Below are 16,038 nucleotides of genomic sequence, written 5' to 3' on the forward strand. Positions count from 1 at the left end.
GTGGATGTCGATGAAAGAGGTGGGTCGCTCAGGCTGCTTCGGCCAGCGCAGCCGATGCTGCCGGGTCCACCCCGGCACGCGCGCGCTGCATGGCTTCGATCAGCACCTCGTGGCCGCCGATGTGATTGGCCAGCAGCAGGATCAGGCGCGCATTGACGTCCTGGCTGGTGGCGTCGTCCAGGCCGCGATGCATCTCGATCAGGGCTTCATAGAAGTCGTCCGGACGCGTCAGGTTGGGGGCGGTATTGAGGCTCATGCTCGTCTCCTTGTTGAAAGTGTTGTCAGGTCATGCAAAGGGATCAGGCCGCGTCCAGCACCGTGGCCGGCTGCGCAGCGGGCTCGTGGCCGGTGGCGCGCTGCAGGGCTTGCTCCAGTGCGGCTGCATCGACCGTGCGCCAGCGTGCGCAGACGTGCTGGTCGGGGCGGATCAGGTAGCAGGTATGCGGCTGGCCGTCGTAGCGTTGCGCCACCAGGCCCTCGATGTCCTGTACCTGCACGGCACCGTCTCCCAGTGCCGAGAGCACGGTGTGGTCTTCCGCACTCGCCTGCGCGCCGCTGACGAACAGCAGGCGCAGCGGCAGGCTGCCTTCGGTCAGCCGCACCAGCGCCGGCAGCAGCGCGGCAGAGAGGGAGGCCGGCGGGGCAAAGATCATCGCCACGAACTGGTCGCCCAGATGCGGCAGCAGCCAGCCAGGTATGGTGTCGGTCAGCACCGGCGCATCGGTGCAAGGGGCGCCGGCTTGCATCGCGCCGTGGAAAGGCGCGCTGTCGGCGCTGCTCAGGGGCGAACCGTGCAGCGTGGCCGGCAACGAGAGGCGTCCGCTGTTGACCAGCCTGCGCGCGAAGGCGTGCTCGCGCGCCAGCGCCAGTACGGCATCGCGGAAGCAGCGGCTGACCGCACTCTTGGGCGTGATGAAGTCAGTGGAGCGGGTGGAGTTGAGCAGGTTCTCGTCGGCGGCGAATTCACGCTCGCTGGCATAGCTGTCCAGCAGGCTTTCGGGGGCCTTGCCCTGCAGGACGAAGGCCAGCTTCCAGGCCAGGTTCTCGGCATCCTGTATGCCGCTGTTGGCACCGCGCGCGCCGAACGGCGAGACGCAATGCGCGGCATCGCCCACGAACAGCACCCGGCCATGGCGGAAGCGGTCCATGCGCACGCAGGAGAAGGTGTAGACGCTCACCCATTCCAGGGTGAACTGAGCGTCCTTGCCCAGCAGCGCCTGCACGCGCGGGATCACGCGTTCGGGCGCTCTCTCCAGCACCGGATCGGCATCCCATCCGAGCTGGAAATCGATGCGCCAGACATCATCGGGCTGGCGATGCAGCAGCACCGACTGGTTGGGATGGAAGGGCGGATCGAACCAGAACCAGCGCTCGGCCGGGAAGGGGGCCGCCATCTTGACGTCGGCGATGAGGAAGCGGTCGCGGAAGGTATGGCCCACGCTCTCCAGCCCCATCATCTTGCGCAGCGGACTGCGCGAGCCATCGGCGGCCACCACGTAGCGCGCCTTGAGCAGATAGCTGCCTTCGGGAGTCTCCACCGTCAGCGCTTCGTGATCGCCATGATGGGCAATGGCGCTGACCCGGCTCTTCCAGCGCAGCTCGATCAGGCTGTGCTGTCGCGCCTGCTCCAGCAGATAGCCTTCCACGTAGTACTGCTGCAGATTGATGAAGGCCGGGCGCGCATGGCCGCATTCGGGCAAGAGATCAAACTCGTAGATCGCCTCCTCGCGCAGGAAGACCTTGCCCCGGTTCCATCCCACCCCCTTGTCCACCATGCGCTGGCCGCAGCCGATGCGGTCGAAGATGTCCAGCGTGCGCTTGGCAAAGCAGATCGCGCGCGAGCCGGTGGAGAGGGTGTCGTCGTCATCCACCAGCACCACGCGGATACCCTGGCGGGCCAGGTCGATGGCGGTCACCAGCCCGACCGGACCGGCCCCGATCACCACCACCGGATGCAAGGCCGCATCGGCGGGACGGGTTTGTTCGAGGCAGGGCTGGTACATGAAACGTTGCTGCTGGTAATCGATCGCTGGGGTGGGATGCATGGTGTCTCCTCGCTGTCCTTTCTCTTCTGTGTGCTGGCGCGGGCAAATCGGGTCAGGCCTGCAGTGCGGCCCACATTTCCTTGTCGCGTTCGGCAGTCCAGATGCGCGGATGGCTGATGCCGGATGCCTCGTCATAGGCGCGCGTGACATCGAAGGGCAGGCAGTGCTCATAGATGAAGACTTGCCCGAATTTGGGATCCATCAGCTGGCGCGTGTGGGCCATGGCTTCCTTCAGGCCCATCTTTCCGGCCACCGCTTCGCGCCCGGCACGCAGCAGTGTGGAGACGAAATCCTTGGTGTAGGCGATGCCCTGCGCCACCTGTTCACGCCCTCGCAGCGCCGGTCCGCGGCCCGGCACCAGGGCTTCGGGCTGCAGCGCGGCCAGCGCATCGAGGGTGGCTGGCCAGGGTTCGAGCTGGGCGTCGCCGCAGTAGCAGGCGGCGTCGTATTCCACCAGGTCACCCGAGAACAGCACCTTCTGACCGGGGATCCACACCACCGTGTCGCCCTTGGTGTGGCCCGGCCCGAGATGGGCGATTTTCACTTCGAGGCTGCCCATGAAGATCGTCATTTCCTTCTCGAACACCATGGTCGGCCAGGTCAGGCCCGGCACCGTTTCCACGCCGGCGAACAGGCGCGGGAAGCGTTCGATCTCGGACTTCATGTCGGCCTCGCCGCGCTCGACGATCATCTCGTAGGTGCCGCGGCTGGCGATGACCTGCTCGCCGCCTTCCTTGAAGTAGGCCGAGGCGCCCAGCACGCGCACCGCGTGGTAATGCGTCAGCACCACGTACTTGATGGGCAGGTCGGTGATGCTGCGGATGCGTGCGATCAGATCCTGCGCCATGGCGGGGGTGGCGGTGGTGTCGATGACCATCACGCTGTCGTCGCCGATGATGACGCCGGAGTTGGGATCGCCCTCGGCGGTGTACGCGTAGGCGTTTTCCGAGATGCGTTCAAAGGTGATCTTCTTGGCGTCGAGATCCGCCTGGGATGCAAAAGCCTTGGCCATGTCTGCCTCGTTCAGTGTCGATGGGTTGGAGACGTGGCTGGACATGGCTTGCGCCATCAAGGGAGGTCTCCGTCCAACCCGTCATGGATCAATGCAGGTCAAATCTTGTTGTTGCCTGTGGTGAGCAGGGTGATGGCATCTTAGTCATCGCCATTTGATTAGTCAATGGCAAATATGCTTGTTGAAGATTAATTGACGTTTTCTGCACCAAGGCTTGTTTGTGCTGCGCTGCACGTGAGTTGGATTAAAATCCAGGCTCCCGTGCCATGGGGCAGGAAGCGCGCTGGCGTGACCGTTGTGCCACATTGGCCGCATTGCAAATCGTCAACCTGGAAACATCGGATGAGTCCATCCCCCGTCAAGACACAACGTGGCATCCAGAGCGTGGAAGTGGCCGGGCGTCTGCTGCAGGCGCTGGCAGCAGCGCGCCAGCCCTTGCCGCTGGTGGCGCTGGCAGCTGCCGCCGAGCTGTCCTCGGCACAAGCCCATACCTATCTGGTGAGCCTGCTGCGGCTGGGCCTGATCAAGCGCACCCCCGGCGATGGCCACTACGAACCCGGCCCGCTGGCCCTGCGCCTGGGCATGGCGCGGCTGGCGCAGGAGCCGGCCTATCGGCTGGCCTTGCCGCAGGTGCAGCAGCTGAGCCAGGAGACTGGCCTGAGCGTGGCCATCACGCTGCCTACCCCGGCCGGCCCGACCATCGTGCATTACGCCCATGCCGGCAAACCGCTGCATGTGAACCTGCATGTGGGAACCGTCATGGCCCTGTCGGAAACCGCCACCGGACGCACCTATTGCGCCTTCGTTGCGCCCGCGCACTGGCACGCGCTGTGGGAAGTGCAGCATCCGGGCCAGCCGAAGAGCCGCTTCAGGCAATTTCAGGAAGAACTCGATGGCATCCGCAAGCGGGGCATGGAGCGCGCCGTCGACCTGCCCAGTCCGGGCGTGACCAGTCTGTGCATGCCCTTGCTGGATGGACAGCAGCAGTTGCTGCTGCTGGTCACCGTGATCGGTTCCAGCGGCGTGATCGATGCCGGCTGGCGCGGCACGGTGGCGCGCCAGTTGCGGCTCTGCATCGATGCCATCGCGGCCACGCTGGCCGAGGCTTCGGCAGCCGCAGAGGAGGCGGCATGAAGCGCACCCGTTCCGCAGCCGAACCGGAGGACAACGATCAGGACGGCACCCGCAGCCAGCGTGGCATCCAGTCGCTCGACAGCACCGGTGCCTTGCTCGATGCCTTGCTGCAAGCCGCTCGTCCGCTGCCGCTGGGCGATCTGGCCCGCCTGGCCGGGATGCCGGCGGCCAAGGCCTTTCCGCATCTGGTGAGCCTGCAGAAGATCGGCATGCTGGCGCGCGACGCGCAGGGCAATTTCTTTCCCGGGGCATTGGCTCTCGACCTCGGATTGGCGGCGCTGCAACGCCTCTCGCCCTTGCGCGAAGCCGAGGCCGAAGTGGCTACCCTGGTGCAGGCCACCGGCCTGTCGGTCGCGCTGGCGGTGTTTGGTCCGCTGGGGCCGACGGTGGTGCGGCTGGAGGAGTCGTCACGGCCGCAGCACGTGAGCCTGCGCATCGGTACGGTGCTGTCGATGGTGCACACCGCCATCGGGCGCGTGTGCGCGGCGCACTTGCCGCCGGACATGCTGGCCGGTGCGCTGGCGATGGACCCGATCCGCATGGAAGGGGCCCAGCCCGACAGCGTCAGCCATCCAGACGGCAGCCTGCGCCATGACTACGCCGAGCGCCTGCGGCAGATTCGCACACTGTCCCTGGACCAGGCACTGGGCCGCCCGGTGCCGGGCATCCATACGCTGGCCGCGCCGGTTTTCAATCACGCCGGACAACTGGCGCTGGTGATGGCCGTCATGGGCAGCAGCGGCAGTTTCGATACCGCAGCCGACGGCGTGGTGGCACGCCTGCTGCGGGCGGCGGCGCATAACGTATCGTGGCGCTTGGGTGCGTTTGCACAAGCATCGCCGCAGGCGAGCGGTCAGGGCGATGAGAACGATGAGAACGGCCAGAGCGATCGCAACGATTAATCATTCATAATTATTTATATCGTTTGGTAATTGCTCGGCCTTGGTGCGGTTTTCCAGGATGTCCTGCACCCGCCGTGCCAGCATGTCCATCTTGAACGGCTTGGTCATCAACTGCATGCCGGCGGGCAGGTGGCCATTGCCGACGGCGGCGTTTTCCGCATAGCCGGTGATGAAGAGCACCTGCAATCCGGGCCGTGCCGCCCGCGCTGCATCGGCCACCTGGCGGCCATTGAGTCCGCCCGGCAGGCCGACATCGGTGATGAGCAGGTCGATGCGCGCCGCCGAGTGCAGGATGCGCAGTGCCGACGGGCCATCCTCCGCCTGCAGTGTGACGTAGCCGGCCTCGTTGAGCACCTCGGCCACCAGCAGGCGGATCGGGGCTTCGTCGTCCACCACCAGCACCACTTCGCCACTGCCGGCGGCCGCCGGGGCCAGGGCCGGTTCGGCTTCCTCGGTGTCCGCATTCTGCTGGTGGCGGGGCAGGTAGATCGAGACCGTGCTGCCGTGTCCGACTTCCGAATACAGGCGCACCTGGCCACCGGACTGGCGCGCGAAGCCATAGACCATCGACAGGCCCAGGCCGGTGCCTTCACCGATCGGCTTGGTGGTGAAGAAAGGATCGAAGGCGCGCGCCAGCACATCCGGCGGCATGCCGCTGCCGTTATCGGTCACCGAGACGCAGACATACTGGCCCGCCGGCAAATCGCGCTCCTGCGCCCATTTGTCATCCAGCCACTTGTTGGCGGTCTCGATGGTCAGGCGTCCGCCGTCGGGCATGGCATCACGGGCATTGATGCACAGGTTGAGCAGCGCGCTTTCCAGTTGCGGACCATCGACGAAGGTCGGCCACAGGGAGACGGCCGTGACCACCTCCAGCGTGATGGCCGGGCCGATGGTGCGGCGGATCAGTTCTTCCATGCCGCCGATCAGGGCGTTGACGTTGGTGGGGCGCGGATCCAGCGTCTGCCGCCGCGCAAACGCCAGCAGCCGTTGCGTGAGCGAGGCGGCCCGTTGCGCGCTGCGCGCGGCCAGGTCGATGTAGCGGAACAGCTCGTCGCCGCGTCCCTGGACCAGGCGTACGCGCATCAGGTCGAGGCTGCCGGTGATGCCGCCGAGCAGGTTGTTGAAATCATGCGCGAGTCCGCCGGTCAACTGGCCGATGGCTTCGATCTTCTGCGAGTGGCGCAGGGCCTCCTCGGTGGCCATCAGTTCCCTGGTGCGGGCGCTGACCTCCGCTTCCAGCGATTCGTTGATCTCGCGCAGGCGCGCTTCGCTGGCCGCCAGTGCCTGCTGGTTGCGGATGCGTTCGAAGGCGGCACGGGTCTGTTCGCTGACCTCGCGCACGATGGCCAGTTCGTTGTCGGTCCAGGTGCGCGGCAGGTTGCTGCTGACATGAACGATGCCGACCAGTTTTTCGTGGTCGAGCAGCGGCACGTCCATGTACGACGCCACACCGCAGGCCAGGTGCTCCCGCCGCAGCGCCGCGGTGCGCGCATCAGTGTCGACGTCAGCGACCAGCATCACGCTGCCGCTGCGCACGGTCTGCGCGACGCGTCGCTCGTCATGCAAGGCCAGGGCGGCGAGGGCGCTGGCGTCCTGATGGAAGCTCCACTGGCCCAGTTCCTCGACCTGCTGCGCAGGTCCCAGCGATTTGTAGCTGACCCAGCGTGCGGTCAGCGCATCGCCGATGATCTGGGCGGCGGCGCTGGCGATGTCGCCCAGGGAGCCGGCCGAGCGAATCGCTTCGGCCAGCCGGAACAGGGCGTGCTGGCGCGCCTCGCTGTTCTTGCGTTCGGTCACGTCGCGGGTGGTGCCGGCCACGGCCTCGACCTCGCCATCAGGCCCGAGCACGGGGAAGATGATGTAGTCATAGATGCGGCGGCCGAAGGTCCCGTTGAAGGGGACGTCGCCCCGCACCGGGCGCTTGGTGGCACGCACCTGTTCGATCTCGCGGCTGTGCATCTCGGCGTGCCAGGGCTCGTAGCCGAGCTCCAGGCAGTTCTTGCCGATGGCTTCATCCCAGGTCTTGCCCCACATCTGCAGCAAGACCCGGTTGGCGTAGGTGAAACGGTGATTGAGATCCCACGCATAGGCCAGGTCGGGCGTGGTGGAGAGGAAGGATTCATAGAAGCGCCGTCGTCGTTCGGACTCACGCGTGAGGCAGGCCAGTTCGGCGATGGCTTCCTTGTGCACATGGATGTCGGTGGAGGTGCCGTACCAGTGCAGGATCCGCCCGCTCCCGGCCTCCAGCTGCGGTTTGCCGCGCGTGAGGAACCAGCGGTATTGCCCGCGGGCATCGGCGATGCGGTGTTCGATGGCGACTTCCATGCAGGCGCTGCGTGCGTGTTGCCAGGCCGCCATGGTGTCCGCCCGGTCCTCGGGATGGATGTGGCGCACGATCATGGTGTCGAGGCTGGCCAGGCCTTCGTGCAGCGCCTCTCCGGTGTACTGGTGCCACTGGTCATTGATGAATTCCAGCACGCCGGCGTCATTGGTGATCCAGACGATCTGGGGGATCGCGCCGGTCATGAGGCGGAAGCGTGTCTCGCTCTCGTGCAGCTTGCGGTCAGTGCGCTGCTGCTGGAGCTGCTGGGCTTCGCGCCGGCCGGCCCGCAGGCTGACCGCCACGCCCTGCGCTTGCGGCGTGCAGATCACCTCATACGACTGCGTCTGCCCGGCGGGGGTGTAAAGGCACTGGCGGCTCTGGCCATCGGCCAGGGTGGCGCGCAGGGCCTCTTCCAGCAGGCTGCCCGCCAGTGCCGGCCAGACCTGCCACAGCACGGCACCCGCCGTCGCTTCGCCCGACCCCGGCGATGAGCCCAGCAGCGCCCGCGCAGCGTCGTCCGCATACACCACGCGCCAGTGCGCATCGAGCGCAAGATAGGCGGCCGGGTAGCGGGCCGGCGGCGTGGCGGGGAGGAGGGCAACGGCTGATCCGGCGGCAGGCGGCAAGGAATCAGCGCGAGAAAAATGCTCGGACATGGCGGACCTTGATTTCTGTGGTCGCCCGATTGTAGATGAGCCTTTGTGAGGATGCTGTAGGACAAGCAGCTGACTTGCAGGCCGCTGGAGCTGAAAGATGCGTTCCAGCTCTTCCTTGAAGCTGCCCGTGGGGACACGCGGAACGCAGCGTTCCGGCATGCGTGGCAAATGCGCCTCATCGGACGGAAAGCGGGGTTACATCAGGCTTTTCCTGAGTTTGCGGTGTCCCGCGTCCGCCTATAATCGAAGCCCGGATGACAAATGCTTGCATGGCTGATGCCGGTCCCTCAAGGCTCCCTGGCTGCGGCGTAAAAGTAGAAAAGGCAAGAGCACAGGATGTCTGCTTCTTCATTGATGAGCATGGTGCGCGCCTACTGGCGCGTCGGCTACGATCAGCCCGAGCTGCTGATCGCGCAGTACCGTGCGTTCTCCGGCAAGATGCCGATGATGTACCTGATCCTGCTGATCAACAGCTGGGCACTGGCACAAACCTATTACCCGCTGGCCCCGCACTGGCTCAGCTTGTACTTCCCGGCCATGCTGACGGTGTTGTGCGTGACGCGCCTGATCTTCTGGTGGCGCGGACGGCATGTCGACCCGACGCCCGGCATGGCCGCGGCGGCGCTCAAGCGCACCAATTTCCTGGCAACACCGATTGCGCTGAGTTTCTCGCTGTGGTCGGTGATGCTGTTTCCCTACGGCGACAGTTATGCCCAGGCCCACGTGGCCTTCTACATGGGCATCACCGTCATCTGCTGCATCTTCTGCCTGATGTACCTGCGCTCGGCGGCGCTGTCGGTGGCGCTGATCGTCAACGGCATCTTCACGGTCTTCTTCCTCAATACGCATATCCCGACCTTCGTGGCGGCAGCGATGAACGTGGTGCTGGTGACCATCGGCATGTTGGCCATCGTCAACAGTCACTACAACGACTTCACGCGGCTCATCGAAGCGCAGGTCAAGACGGCGCTGCTGGGCAACGAGAACCTGCGCCTGGCCAACCTCGACTCGCTCACGCAGATTCCCAATCGCCGCAAGTTCTTCGCCCAGCTCAACGAGATCTGTACCCGCGCCACCGGCAATGGACAGCGCTTTGCCGTGGCCATCCTCGACCTCGACGGTTTCAAGGCCGTCAATGACCTGTATGGCCACACCCATGGCGACCAGTTGCTGGTGGAAGTGGGGCAGCGGCTGACGGCCGTGTGCCTGGACGAGCGTTTCCACCTGGCACGCCTGGGCGGCGACGAGTTCTCCATCATCATCGATGCCGATCTCAGCAATGCGGTCCTCACCGAATTCGGCGACCGTATCTGCGCCGCGCTGCGCCGGCCTTTCGTACTCTACAAGGCGACGGTGCAGATTGCTGCCTCGGTAGGCGTAGCCACCTTCCCCGACATGGCGGTGGATGCCAGCTCGCTCTATGAGCATGCCGACTATGCCTTGTATCAGGGCAAGCGCGAACGGCGGGGTACCGTCACCTTGTTCTCGGAACAGGACAAGGCGCAGATCCAGCGCAATGCTAACATCGAGCAGGCCCTGCGACTGGCCGACTTCGATCGCGAACTGTCGGTGTTCTTCCAGCCCATCGTGCGCCTGGATGATTGCCGGCCGATCGCCTTTGAAGCCCTGGCGCGCTGGCACAGCGCTGTCAAGGGCAGCGTGGCGCCGATGGAATTCATTCCCGCTGCCGAACGCATGGGCATCATCAACCAGTTGAGCGTGATCCTGCTGAAGAAGGCGCTGCAGGCTGCGGCGAGCTGGCCGCCCTCGCTCCGGCTGTCGTTCAATCTCTCGGCCAACGACATCAACACCAGCGAAGGCATGGCGCAGATCGTGCAGGTGATCAGCTCGTCCGGATTCAATCCCGCGCGGCTGGATCTGGAAATCACGGAGACGGCGGTGCTGCAGGATCTGGAAAAATCGCGCCAGCTGGTCACGACCTTGCGTCAGCTGGGCTGTGGCATCACGCTCGATGACTTCGGCACCGGCTATGCCAGCCTGAGCCACCTGCACGCCTTGCCCCTGACGCGCATCAAGATCGACAAGAGTTTCGTCGCCGACATTGAGCACAATGCGGTCAGCCACAAGATCGTGAAGTCACTGCTCGCACTCACGCATGACATGCAACTGGCCTGTGTGGTGGAGGGGGTGGAAACGCCGGCGCATCTGCAGAGCTTGCGCGGCCTGGGGGCGATGTATGGACAGGGCTACCTGTTTGCGGTGCCGCTGGCGGCGGACCAGGTCCAACCCTGGCTGCAGGCACAGCAGGCCTCCCTGAACCCGCGCGACATTCAGTCGCACGGTTGAAGCAAATCGGCGGCCTGCGGCAGCCGATTTGCTTCCATGGATGGCAATCAGGGCTTTCGGGTCTTGGAATTGACATCCTGCTCGGCCGAGCCAATCTCGGCGCCGGTCAGCGGCTCACCATCCTGGGCGGATGCGGTACGCGCCGCCATCTGGTCCAGCATGGCCTGTTCCTCTGCATTGAGCTCGACCGTGGCCTGGCCGTCGCCGCCGTCGACCGGGGTCAGTGCGTCGGCACCGTCCAGGCGTTCCCACTGTTTGCCGTCATTCCACGGTCCGGTCTGTTCGCCCAGTCCTTGCGAGAGATTGACGTAGATCTTGGAGAAGCGCGGATCGCCAGGCAGCTTTCCCGGCGGGAAATTGGGGCGGATGGAATAGAGCGCCTTTTCAAACGACTTCTGGTGCGCGATCTCGCGCGTCATCAGGAAGCCCAGCGCTTCCTTCACGCCCGGGTCATCGGTGAGGTTGATGAGCCGCTCGTAGACGATCTTGGCACGTGCCTCGGCGGCGATGTTGGAACGCAGGTCGGCGGTGGGCTCGCCGATGGTGTCGATATAGGCCGCACTCCACGGTACGCCGGCCGAATTGACCAGCGGTGCGCCAGCCCCGTAGAGCACTTGCGTGATGTGGCTGTCGTTGCCGGCGCCGGTGATTTCCTTGTAGAGGATGCCTTCTTCTTCCACGCCTTCGGCCAGCTTGCCCTTGGCCCCCTTGTTGAGCATGACGACGATGTTGCCGATCACTTCCAGGTGGCTCAGTTCTTCGGTGGCGATGTCGAACAGCATGTCCTTGCGGCCAGGATCGTCCTCGGCAATGGCCTGGGTGAAGTAGCGGCAGGCGGCAGCGAGTTCGCCTTGCGGGCCGCCGAATTGTTCCAGCATCAGATTGGCCAGCCCGGGATTGGGGCCGGCGACGCGTACCGTGTATTGCAGGCGCTTGTTGTGAGCGAACATGTCGGACTCCTTGTTGAGGTCGAGGGATTGAACGGGGAAAGATGCTGGACGTGATCGACGTGATCGCTTGGCAGCGTGGCTTGAGGCGATACGTCCAACAGAGTCTTCATGCTAGGAGGCGAGTGCTCAGCCATACCATCGGCGGGAGCGGAAAACTTACGGTGCGCGGTAACGACGAAACGTGTCGGAGATCCTTAGCGCGGCAGCAGCCGCCGTCGGACGACCACAGGTCCGACATTCAGTGTTAGTCCGATGGAAGCCGCGGCGGAGCATCGCTAGACTCGGAGACTTTCATCCTCCTCCGTGACGGTCATCATTGCGCACGGAGGACAGGCTCAAGCACAGCACACAAGCAAGGACAACATGCTCAAGAACGTCGAGCCCTCCGTGACCACACTGACGCATCTGGCACCGCTGGAGCCGGCCGCTGCCACCGCCACCTCCTGTGCCTCTTACACCGAAGTCGCAGGGGCGGCCGAGCAGCCTGCCGCGATCCGCTTGAGCTGGCCGATGGTGGCCGGCGGCGTGCTGGTGCTGGCGGCGCTCATCGGCTGGTGGAGCGCGCAGGATGAACGCATCTGGCGCGCCTATTGCGGCGGCATGGCCGCTGCCGCAGCGACGGCAGCGGGCACCTTGCCGCTGTTCTTCTCGCGTCGCTTCTCGCCGCGCATGGCCGATTGCTGCACCGGATTCGGTGCCGGCGTGATGCTGGCGGCCTCGGTGTTCTCGCTCATCCTGCCCGCCCTGCACAGCCTGCAGGAAGCCGGGACCGGCAAGCAGATGGCCAGTCTCATCGCCGGTGCCAGCGTACTGTGTGGTGCGCTGCTGGTACTGGCCTTGCAGCGCGCCGGACAGGGCCATGATGATCTCGCGCGCCAGGCAGCCTTGCGCCGTGTCTGGCTGTTCGTGCTGACGGTCGGGCTGCACAACCTGCCTGAAGGATTGGCCGTCGGCGTGGCGTATGGCGGCGTGGCACCCGAGCAGGCCTCGGTGCTGACCTTCGGCATCGCGCTGCAGGACATCCCGGAAGGCATGATCGTGGCGACTGCCTTGCGCGGGATCGGTTATTCCCGCGCCGATGCGATCGGCTGCGGCATCCTTTCCGGACTGGTTGAGCCGCTGGCTGCGGTGGCAGGTGCGGGGCTGGTGTCGCTCTCGGCAGCGATGCTGCCGTGGGCGCTGGGTGGGGCGGCCGGTGCCATGCTGTTCGTGCTGGCGCATGAGGTGATTCCCGATCCGCACCGGCGACGCGATGCATTGGCAGCGACCTGCTGCCTCATCATCGGCTTCGTGCTGATGATGGTGATGGACACGGCCTTGTCATGAGGAATGCGATCATGAACGACCTCACTGTTGCCGAACCGGACTTCGCCCCTGGGTCACTCACCTATGTGGAACTCTGGCGCGGTGCCGAAGTGCTCATCAGGAAAGCGGGCGAAGAGCAGTCCGGTTCGCGCTGGGTCTATCTGTCGGTGCTGATGATGCTGTCGTTCTGCCTGGAAGCCTATCTCAACCATGCTGGACCCTTGTTGTTCGGTGTCGGCTGGAACGAAGGCCGGCAGGCGCATGGCACGCAGGACGCCCGGAGCAAGCTGCTGCTGATCTGCGCCGCCTGCGGCGTGGAACTGGAACCACCCCGCAAGTACCGCACCGTGGCGCTGACCTTGCTGGAACTGCGTCACAGCCTGGGCCAGGCAACACAGGTACGGCTGCCGCCGCCGGGCATATCGACGGCGCGCCGTTCGCTCTCCGCCATGGCAGGCGACCCGGACGAGCTGGCCCTCGACCCGGCATGGAGCCCGTATTGCGAGCGCAGTGTGGTGCTCGATTACCGCGCCCAGTTGCGCAGCCTGCTGGCCAAGCTGCATGCGCGGCTGCCGCCCGAGGAGCGCAGCCCCTTGTCCATCTGAAGACCTTCGCAAAGGCTGAGCGCAGCCGGATTGCTGTGACCCGGTTGCACGCGCTGTTCACGCCATATGCACGCTATGTACACGCCATGTGCACGTCATTCCTCTTCTTTCATCTCACCAGGAGCCCACCATGCTGAACCCTGTTTTCCGACGTACCCTGTTGACCGCCACTTGCGGCAGCCTGCTGATGCTGGCCTTGCAGGCCGCACCCGCCCGTGCGGATGAGCCTACGCTCAGCATCCTCGAACCCAAGACCGGGCAGACCGTGACCAGTCCCTTCCGCGTTCGTCTGGCGGCGCATTCCATGACGACCCGGCCGGCGGGCAAGGTGGTGGAGGGCACCGGGCATCATCACCTGCTCATCAATCACGGTGCCGTGGGGAAGGGCGAAGTCATTCCGCACGACGAGACCCATATCCACCTGGATGACGGGCAGACCGAAACGATGGTGTCGCTTCCTCCCGGCAAGTACAAGCTCACGGCCCAGTTCGCCGATGGCGAGCATCGCTCCTACGGCCACATGATGGCGCACGGGATCAACATCACCGTCAAGTAACCGGCACTTGCACTGACGACATGGCCTGCGTGCATTGCATTGATCGATAGCCTAGATGAATGCATATCGATCGGTCTGTGCCAGCGATGAATGCGCTTGCGTGTGCGCCGCTGACGCGAGAGGCGAGCCTTGGAACCAACGTCCGGCAAAGCACTCCATGGCTTGTTCAACTCATTGCACGAGCACCGCCGGGCGGAACCGTCGCACCGGCGGACGCTCTGCCATGTCGGCAAAAACCGGGATACCAGAATGAAGAAGAAACAAGCGCTGTTCGAAGGCGTGAATCGTCTGAAGGCCTCGCACGAGCAGGCGGCAGCGATCCTGCAGGGCATCGTGCATGAGGTCGTGCGGGTCAGCAAGGGCGGCGAGGGAGTGCCAGAGCGGCGCAATTTCCGTCGCTATCGCCGGGCCGTGAAGGAGTTGAAACTGCAGTGCCTGCAGGTAGAGATGGTGCTGGCCGAATTCGACCGCGAGGATTGATCTGCGGTGTTGATTCGCCGAGCGTCATTGATCTGCCAGGCAGATCAGTTCTCCGGCACTACGACGGCCGCCATGCGGGATGATGTTGCTGCACCCGTGGATTGGTTTCCGACAGTGACTGGTGCGCTCATCAAGCCGCGCTGACGCGTCCGACAGCGACTGCCCACACGGCTGGGCGGAGCGCGCTGATGGCCGGCGGTGACAGGTACAAGTAGGGTGGAAGGCTGTTGCATTTCTTTATCTTGACAGCCAAGGAGGCACTGTGCGCGCACTGCTCTACCATTCCGCCCATGACGTGCGGGTCGAGTCCGTTCCCGATCCCATCATTCAGGAGGCCGACGACATCATCCTGAAAGTCACCGCCACGGCCATCTGCGGCTCCGACCTGCACCTGTATCGCGGCAAGATTCCCGCCACCAAGGCCGGCGATATCCTCGGCCATGAATTCATGGGCGTGGTGGTCGAGACCGGCCCTGGCGTCAAACGCCTCAAGAAAGGCGACCGCGTAGTAGTGCCCTTCGTCATCGCCTGCGGCCAGTGCTTCTTCTGCGATCAGCACCTGTATGCCGCCTGCGAAACCACCAACCCTGACCGCGGTGCCATCATGAATGACAAGGGCATCCGTTCAGGCGCAGCCATGTTTGGCTACAGCCACCTGTATGGCGGCATGCCGGGCGGGCAGGCCGAGTATGTGCGGGTGCCCAAGGCCGATGTCGGTCCCATCCGCATCGACTCGCCGCTGGCCGATGAGCAGGTACTGTTCCTGAGCGACATTCTCCCGACCGGCTATCAGGCGGTGAAGAACGCCGGTGTGCGTGAGGGCTCCAGCGTGGCCATCTACGGTGCGGGTCCGGTTGGCCAGATGGCGGCCGCCTGTGCGCGCATGCTCGGTGCGGAAAAGATTTTCATCGTCGATCACCACGATTACCGGCTGCGCTTCGCAGCGGAGCAATACAAGGCCATCCCGATCAATTTCGACCACACCGATCCCGGCGAGACCATCATCGCCAACACCGCAGGCCGGGGTGTGGATGCGGTGATCGATGCCGTCGGTTTCGAGGCCAAGGGCAGCGTGCTGGAAACCGCGATGACCAACCTCAAGCTCGAAGGCAGCAGCGGCCAGGCGCTACGCCATTGCATCGCCTCGGTGCGGCGCGGCGGGACGGTGAGCGTGCCGGGCGTGTATGCCGGGTTCATCCACGGTTTCCTGTTCGGCGATATCTTCGAGAAGGGCTTGACCATCAAGACCGGCCAGACCCACGTGCAGCACTACATGCCCGAACTGCTGGCCAGCATCGAGGATGGCTGGCTCCGTCCGGAGGCGATCATCACGCATCGCCTGCCCTTGGAGGAGGCGGCCGAGGGCTATCGCATCTTCAATGAAAAGCGCGAGGAGTGCCGCAAGGTGGTGCTTACTGCGTGATCGGATCAATGCAGTGGCATCATGGCGAGCGACCGGGGCATCCGGTCGCTTTTTTTTTCGTGGCTTGTTCTGCAACTCATTTTTCGCGGTGCTTATGCTGCGCCATCCGGAACGCTGCGTTCCGCCTGCACCGGATCTCCCTTCTCATCCGGCCAGTGCCCGGCATGCTTGGTCCGGCGCAAACTCGCGTTTACACAACAGAAATACTCACGACGTGATGTAAATACGACAATACCGCAATTTTCATTTGCTGGTAAGACCTTTGTGTGCGTAAATACTGCAAAAATTATGAAATATGCGACCGAAATTTCGGGATGTTTCGTGATTATTTGCATAT

The 16,038-nt window shown here is 64.4% G+C and carries 13 protein-coding genes; 8 read left to right on the forward strand and 5 right to left on the reverse strand.

The features are described from left to right. Window positions 1-28 precede the first annotated feature (28 nt). Genes ACWFUC_RS07990 through ACWFUC_RS08000 form a run of 3 tightly spaced genes read right to left on the reverse strand, consistent with a single transcriptional unit; the run spans window position 29 to window position 3,057 of the window. Window positions 29-256: a DUF2783 domain-containing protein gene (locus ACWFUC_RS07990; RefSeq protein WP_121042872.1), complete on the reverse strand. Its 228-nt coding sequence runs from the start codon at window positions 254-256 to the stop codon at window positions 29-31. A gap of 43 nt (window positions 257-299) precedes the next feature. Beyond that, window positions 300-2,045 (reverse strand): FAD-dependent oxidoreductase, encoded by a 1,746-nt coding sequence (locus tag ACWFUC_RS07995; RefSeq protein WP_489624574.1) that lies wholly within the window; start codon window positions 2,043-2,045, stop codon window positions 300-302. 52 nt (window positions 2,046-2,097) lie between these two features. Beyond that, window positions 2,098-3,057 carry an MBL fold metallo-hydrolase gene (locus ACWFUC_RS08000; RefSeq protein WP_252697296.1) on the reverse strand — a complete coding sequence of 320 codons (960 nt, stop codon included), beginning with the start codon at window positions 3,055-3,057 and terminating at the stop codon, window positions 2,098-2,100. A gap of 342 nt (window positions 3,058-3,399) precedes the next feature. Between ACWFUC_RS08000 and ACWFUC_RS08005 the strand changes: the two genes are divergently transcribed. Together ACWFUC_RS08005 and ACWFUC_RS08010 are read left to right on the forward strand one after the other, a co-directional pair. Next, the gene (locus ACWFUC_RS08005) at window positions 3,400-4,191 is read left to right on the forward strand and encodes an IclR family transcriptional regulator (RefSeq protein WP_489624575.1); all 792 of its coding nucleotides are present in this window, start codon (window positions 3,400-3,402) and stop codon (window positions 4,189-4,191) included. Continuing rightward, window positions 4,188-5,093: an IclR family transcriptional regulator gene (locus ACWFUC_RS08010; protein ID WP_489624576.1), complete on the forward strand. Its 906-nt coding sequence runs from the start codon at window positions 4,188-4,190 to the stop codon at window positions 5,091-5,093. The genes ACWFUC_RS08005 and ACWFUC_RS08010 overlap by 4 nt, the downstream gene beginning before the upstream one ends. Here the strand turns inward: ACWFUC_RS08010 and ACWFUC_RS08015 are convergent, their stop codons facing one another. After that, a complete protein-coding gene (locus tag ACWFUC_RS08015) occupies window positions 5,094-8,075 on the reverse strand; it encodes a PAS domain-containing hybrid sensor histidine kinase/response regulator (RefSeq protein WP_489624577.1) in 2,982 nt (993 codons plus the stop codon). Between the two features lie 336 nt (window positions 8,076-8,411). Here ACWFUC_RS08015 and ACWFUC_RS08020 point away from each other — a divergent pair, with 336 nt between their 5' ends. Continuing rightward, window positions 8,412-10,382 (forward strand): putative bifunctional diguanylate cyclase/phosphodiesterase, encoded by a 1,971-nt coding sequence (locus ACWFUC_RS08020; RefSeq protein ID WP_489624578.1) that lies wholly within the window; start codon window positions 8,412-8,414, stop codon window positions 10,380-10,382. 47 nt (window positions 10,383-10,429) lie between these two features. Here the strand turns inward: ACWFUC_RS08020 and ACWFUC_RS08025 are convergent, their stop codons facing one another. Next, window positions 10,430-11,332: a manganese catalase family protein gene (locus ACWFUC_RS08025; RefSeq protein WP_489624579.1), complete on the reverse strand. Its 903-nt coding sequence runs from the start codon at window positions 11,330-11,332 to the stop codon at window positions 10,430-10,432. A gap of 510 nt (window positions 11,333-11,842) precedes the next feature. Between ACWFUC_RS08025 and ACWFUC_RS08030 the strand changes: the two genes are divergently transcribed. From ACWFUC_RS08030 to ACWFUC_RS08050, 5 genes are all read left to right on the forward strand, one after another. After that, the gene (locus ACWFUC_RS08030; protein ID WP_489625523.1) at window positions 11,843-12,658 is read left to right on the forward strand and encodes a ZIP family metal transporter; all 816 of its coding nucleotides are present in this window, start codon (window positions 11,843-11,845) and stop codon (window positions 12,656-12,658) included. 11 nt (window positions 12,659-12,669) lie between these two features. Continuing rightward, the gene (locus ACWFUC_RS08035) at window positions 12,670-13,242 is read left to right on the forward strand and encodes a hypothetical protein (protein ID WP_489624580.1); all 573 of its coding nucleotides are present in this window, start codon (window positions 12,670-12,672) and stop codon (window positions 13,240-13,242) included. A 130-nt stretch (window positions 13,243-13,372) separates the two neighbouring features. Further along, window positions 13,373-13,798, forward strand: coding sequence for a DUF4399 domain-containing protein (locus ACWFUC_RS08040; protein WP_121042891.1), 426 nt, complete (start codon window positions 13,373-13,375; stop codon window positions 13,796-13,798). 249 nt (window positions 13,799-14,047) lie between these two features. Beyond that, entirely contained in the window at window positions 14,048-14,278 is a 231-nt protein-coding gene (locus ACWFUC_RS08045) for a hypothetical protein (protein WP_489624581.1), read from the forward strand. 262 nt (window positions 14,279-14,540) lie between these two features. Further along, entirely contained in the window at window positions 14,541-15,701 is a 1,161-nt protein-coding gene (locus ACWFUC_RS08050) for a zinc-dependent alcohol dehydrogenase (protein ID WP_489624582.1), read from the forward strand. The last annotated feature ends 337 nt before the right edge of the window (window positions 15,702-16,038 follow it).

The organism is Herbaspirillum sp. Her4 (genome assembly GCF_057961335.1).

Bases quoted from the DNA above. Each gene is read 5' to 3' on its own strand.
- ACWFUC_RS08040 (WP_121042891.1), top strand. From the start codon at position 13,373: ATGCTGAACCCTGTTTTCCGACGTACCCTGTTGACCGCCACTTGCGGC.
- ACWFUC_RS08035 (WP_489624580.1), top strand. From the start codon at position 12,670: ATGAACGACCTCACTGTTGCCGAACCGGACTTCGCCCCTGGGTCACTC.
- ACWFUC_RS08030 (WP_489625523.1), top strand. From the start codon at position 11,843: ATGGTGGCCGGCGGCGTGCTGGTGCTGGCGGCGCTCATCGGCTGGTGG.
- ACWFUC_RS08000 (WP_252697296.1), bottom strand. From the start codon at position 3,057: ATGGCCAAGGCTTTTGCATCCCAGGCGGATCTCGACGCCAAGAAGATC.
- ACWFUC_RS08045 (WP_489624581.1), top strand. From the start codon at position 14,048: ATGAAGAAGAAACAAGCGCTGTTCGAAGGCGTGAATCGTCTGAAGGCC.
- ACWFUC_RS08010 (WP_489624576.1), top strand. From the start codon at position 4,188: ATGAAGCGCACCCGTTCCGCAGCCGAACCGGAGGACAACGATCAGGAC.
- ACWFUC_RS08025 (WP_489624579.1), bottom strand. From the start codon at position 11,332: ATGTTCGCTCACAACAAGCGCCTGCAATACACGGTACGCGTCGCCGGC.
- ACWFUC_RS08020 (WP_489624578.1), top strand. From the start codon at position 8,412: ATGTCTGCTTCTTCATTGATGAGCATGGTGCGCGCCTACTGGCGCGTC.
- ACWFUC_RS07990 (WP_121042872.1), bottom strand. From the start codon at position 256: ATGAGCCTCAATACCGCCCCCAACCTGACGCGTCCGGACGACTTCTAT.
- ACWFUC_RS08005 (WP_489624575.1), top strand. From the start codon at position 3,400: ATGAGTCCATCCCCCGTCAAGACACAACGTGGCATCCAGAGCGTGGAA.
- ACWFUC_RS07995 (WP_489624574.1), bottom strand. From the start codon at position 2,045: ATGCATCCCACCCCAGCGATCGATTACCAGCAGCAACGTTTCATGTAC.
- ACWFUC_RS08015 (WP_489624577.1), bottom strand. From the start codon at position 8,075: ATGTCCGAGCATTTTTCTCGCGCTGATTCCTTGCCGCCTGCCGCCGGA.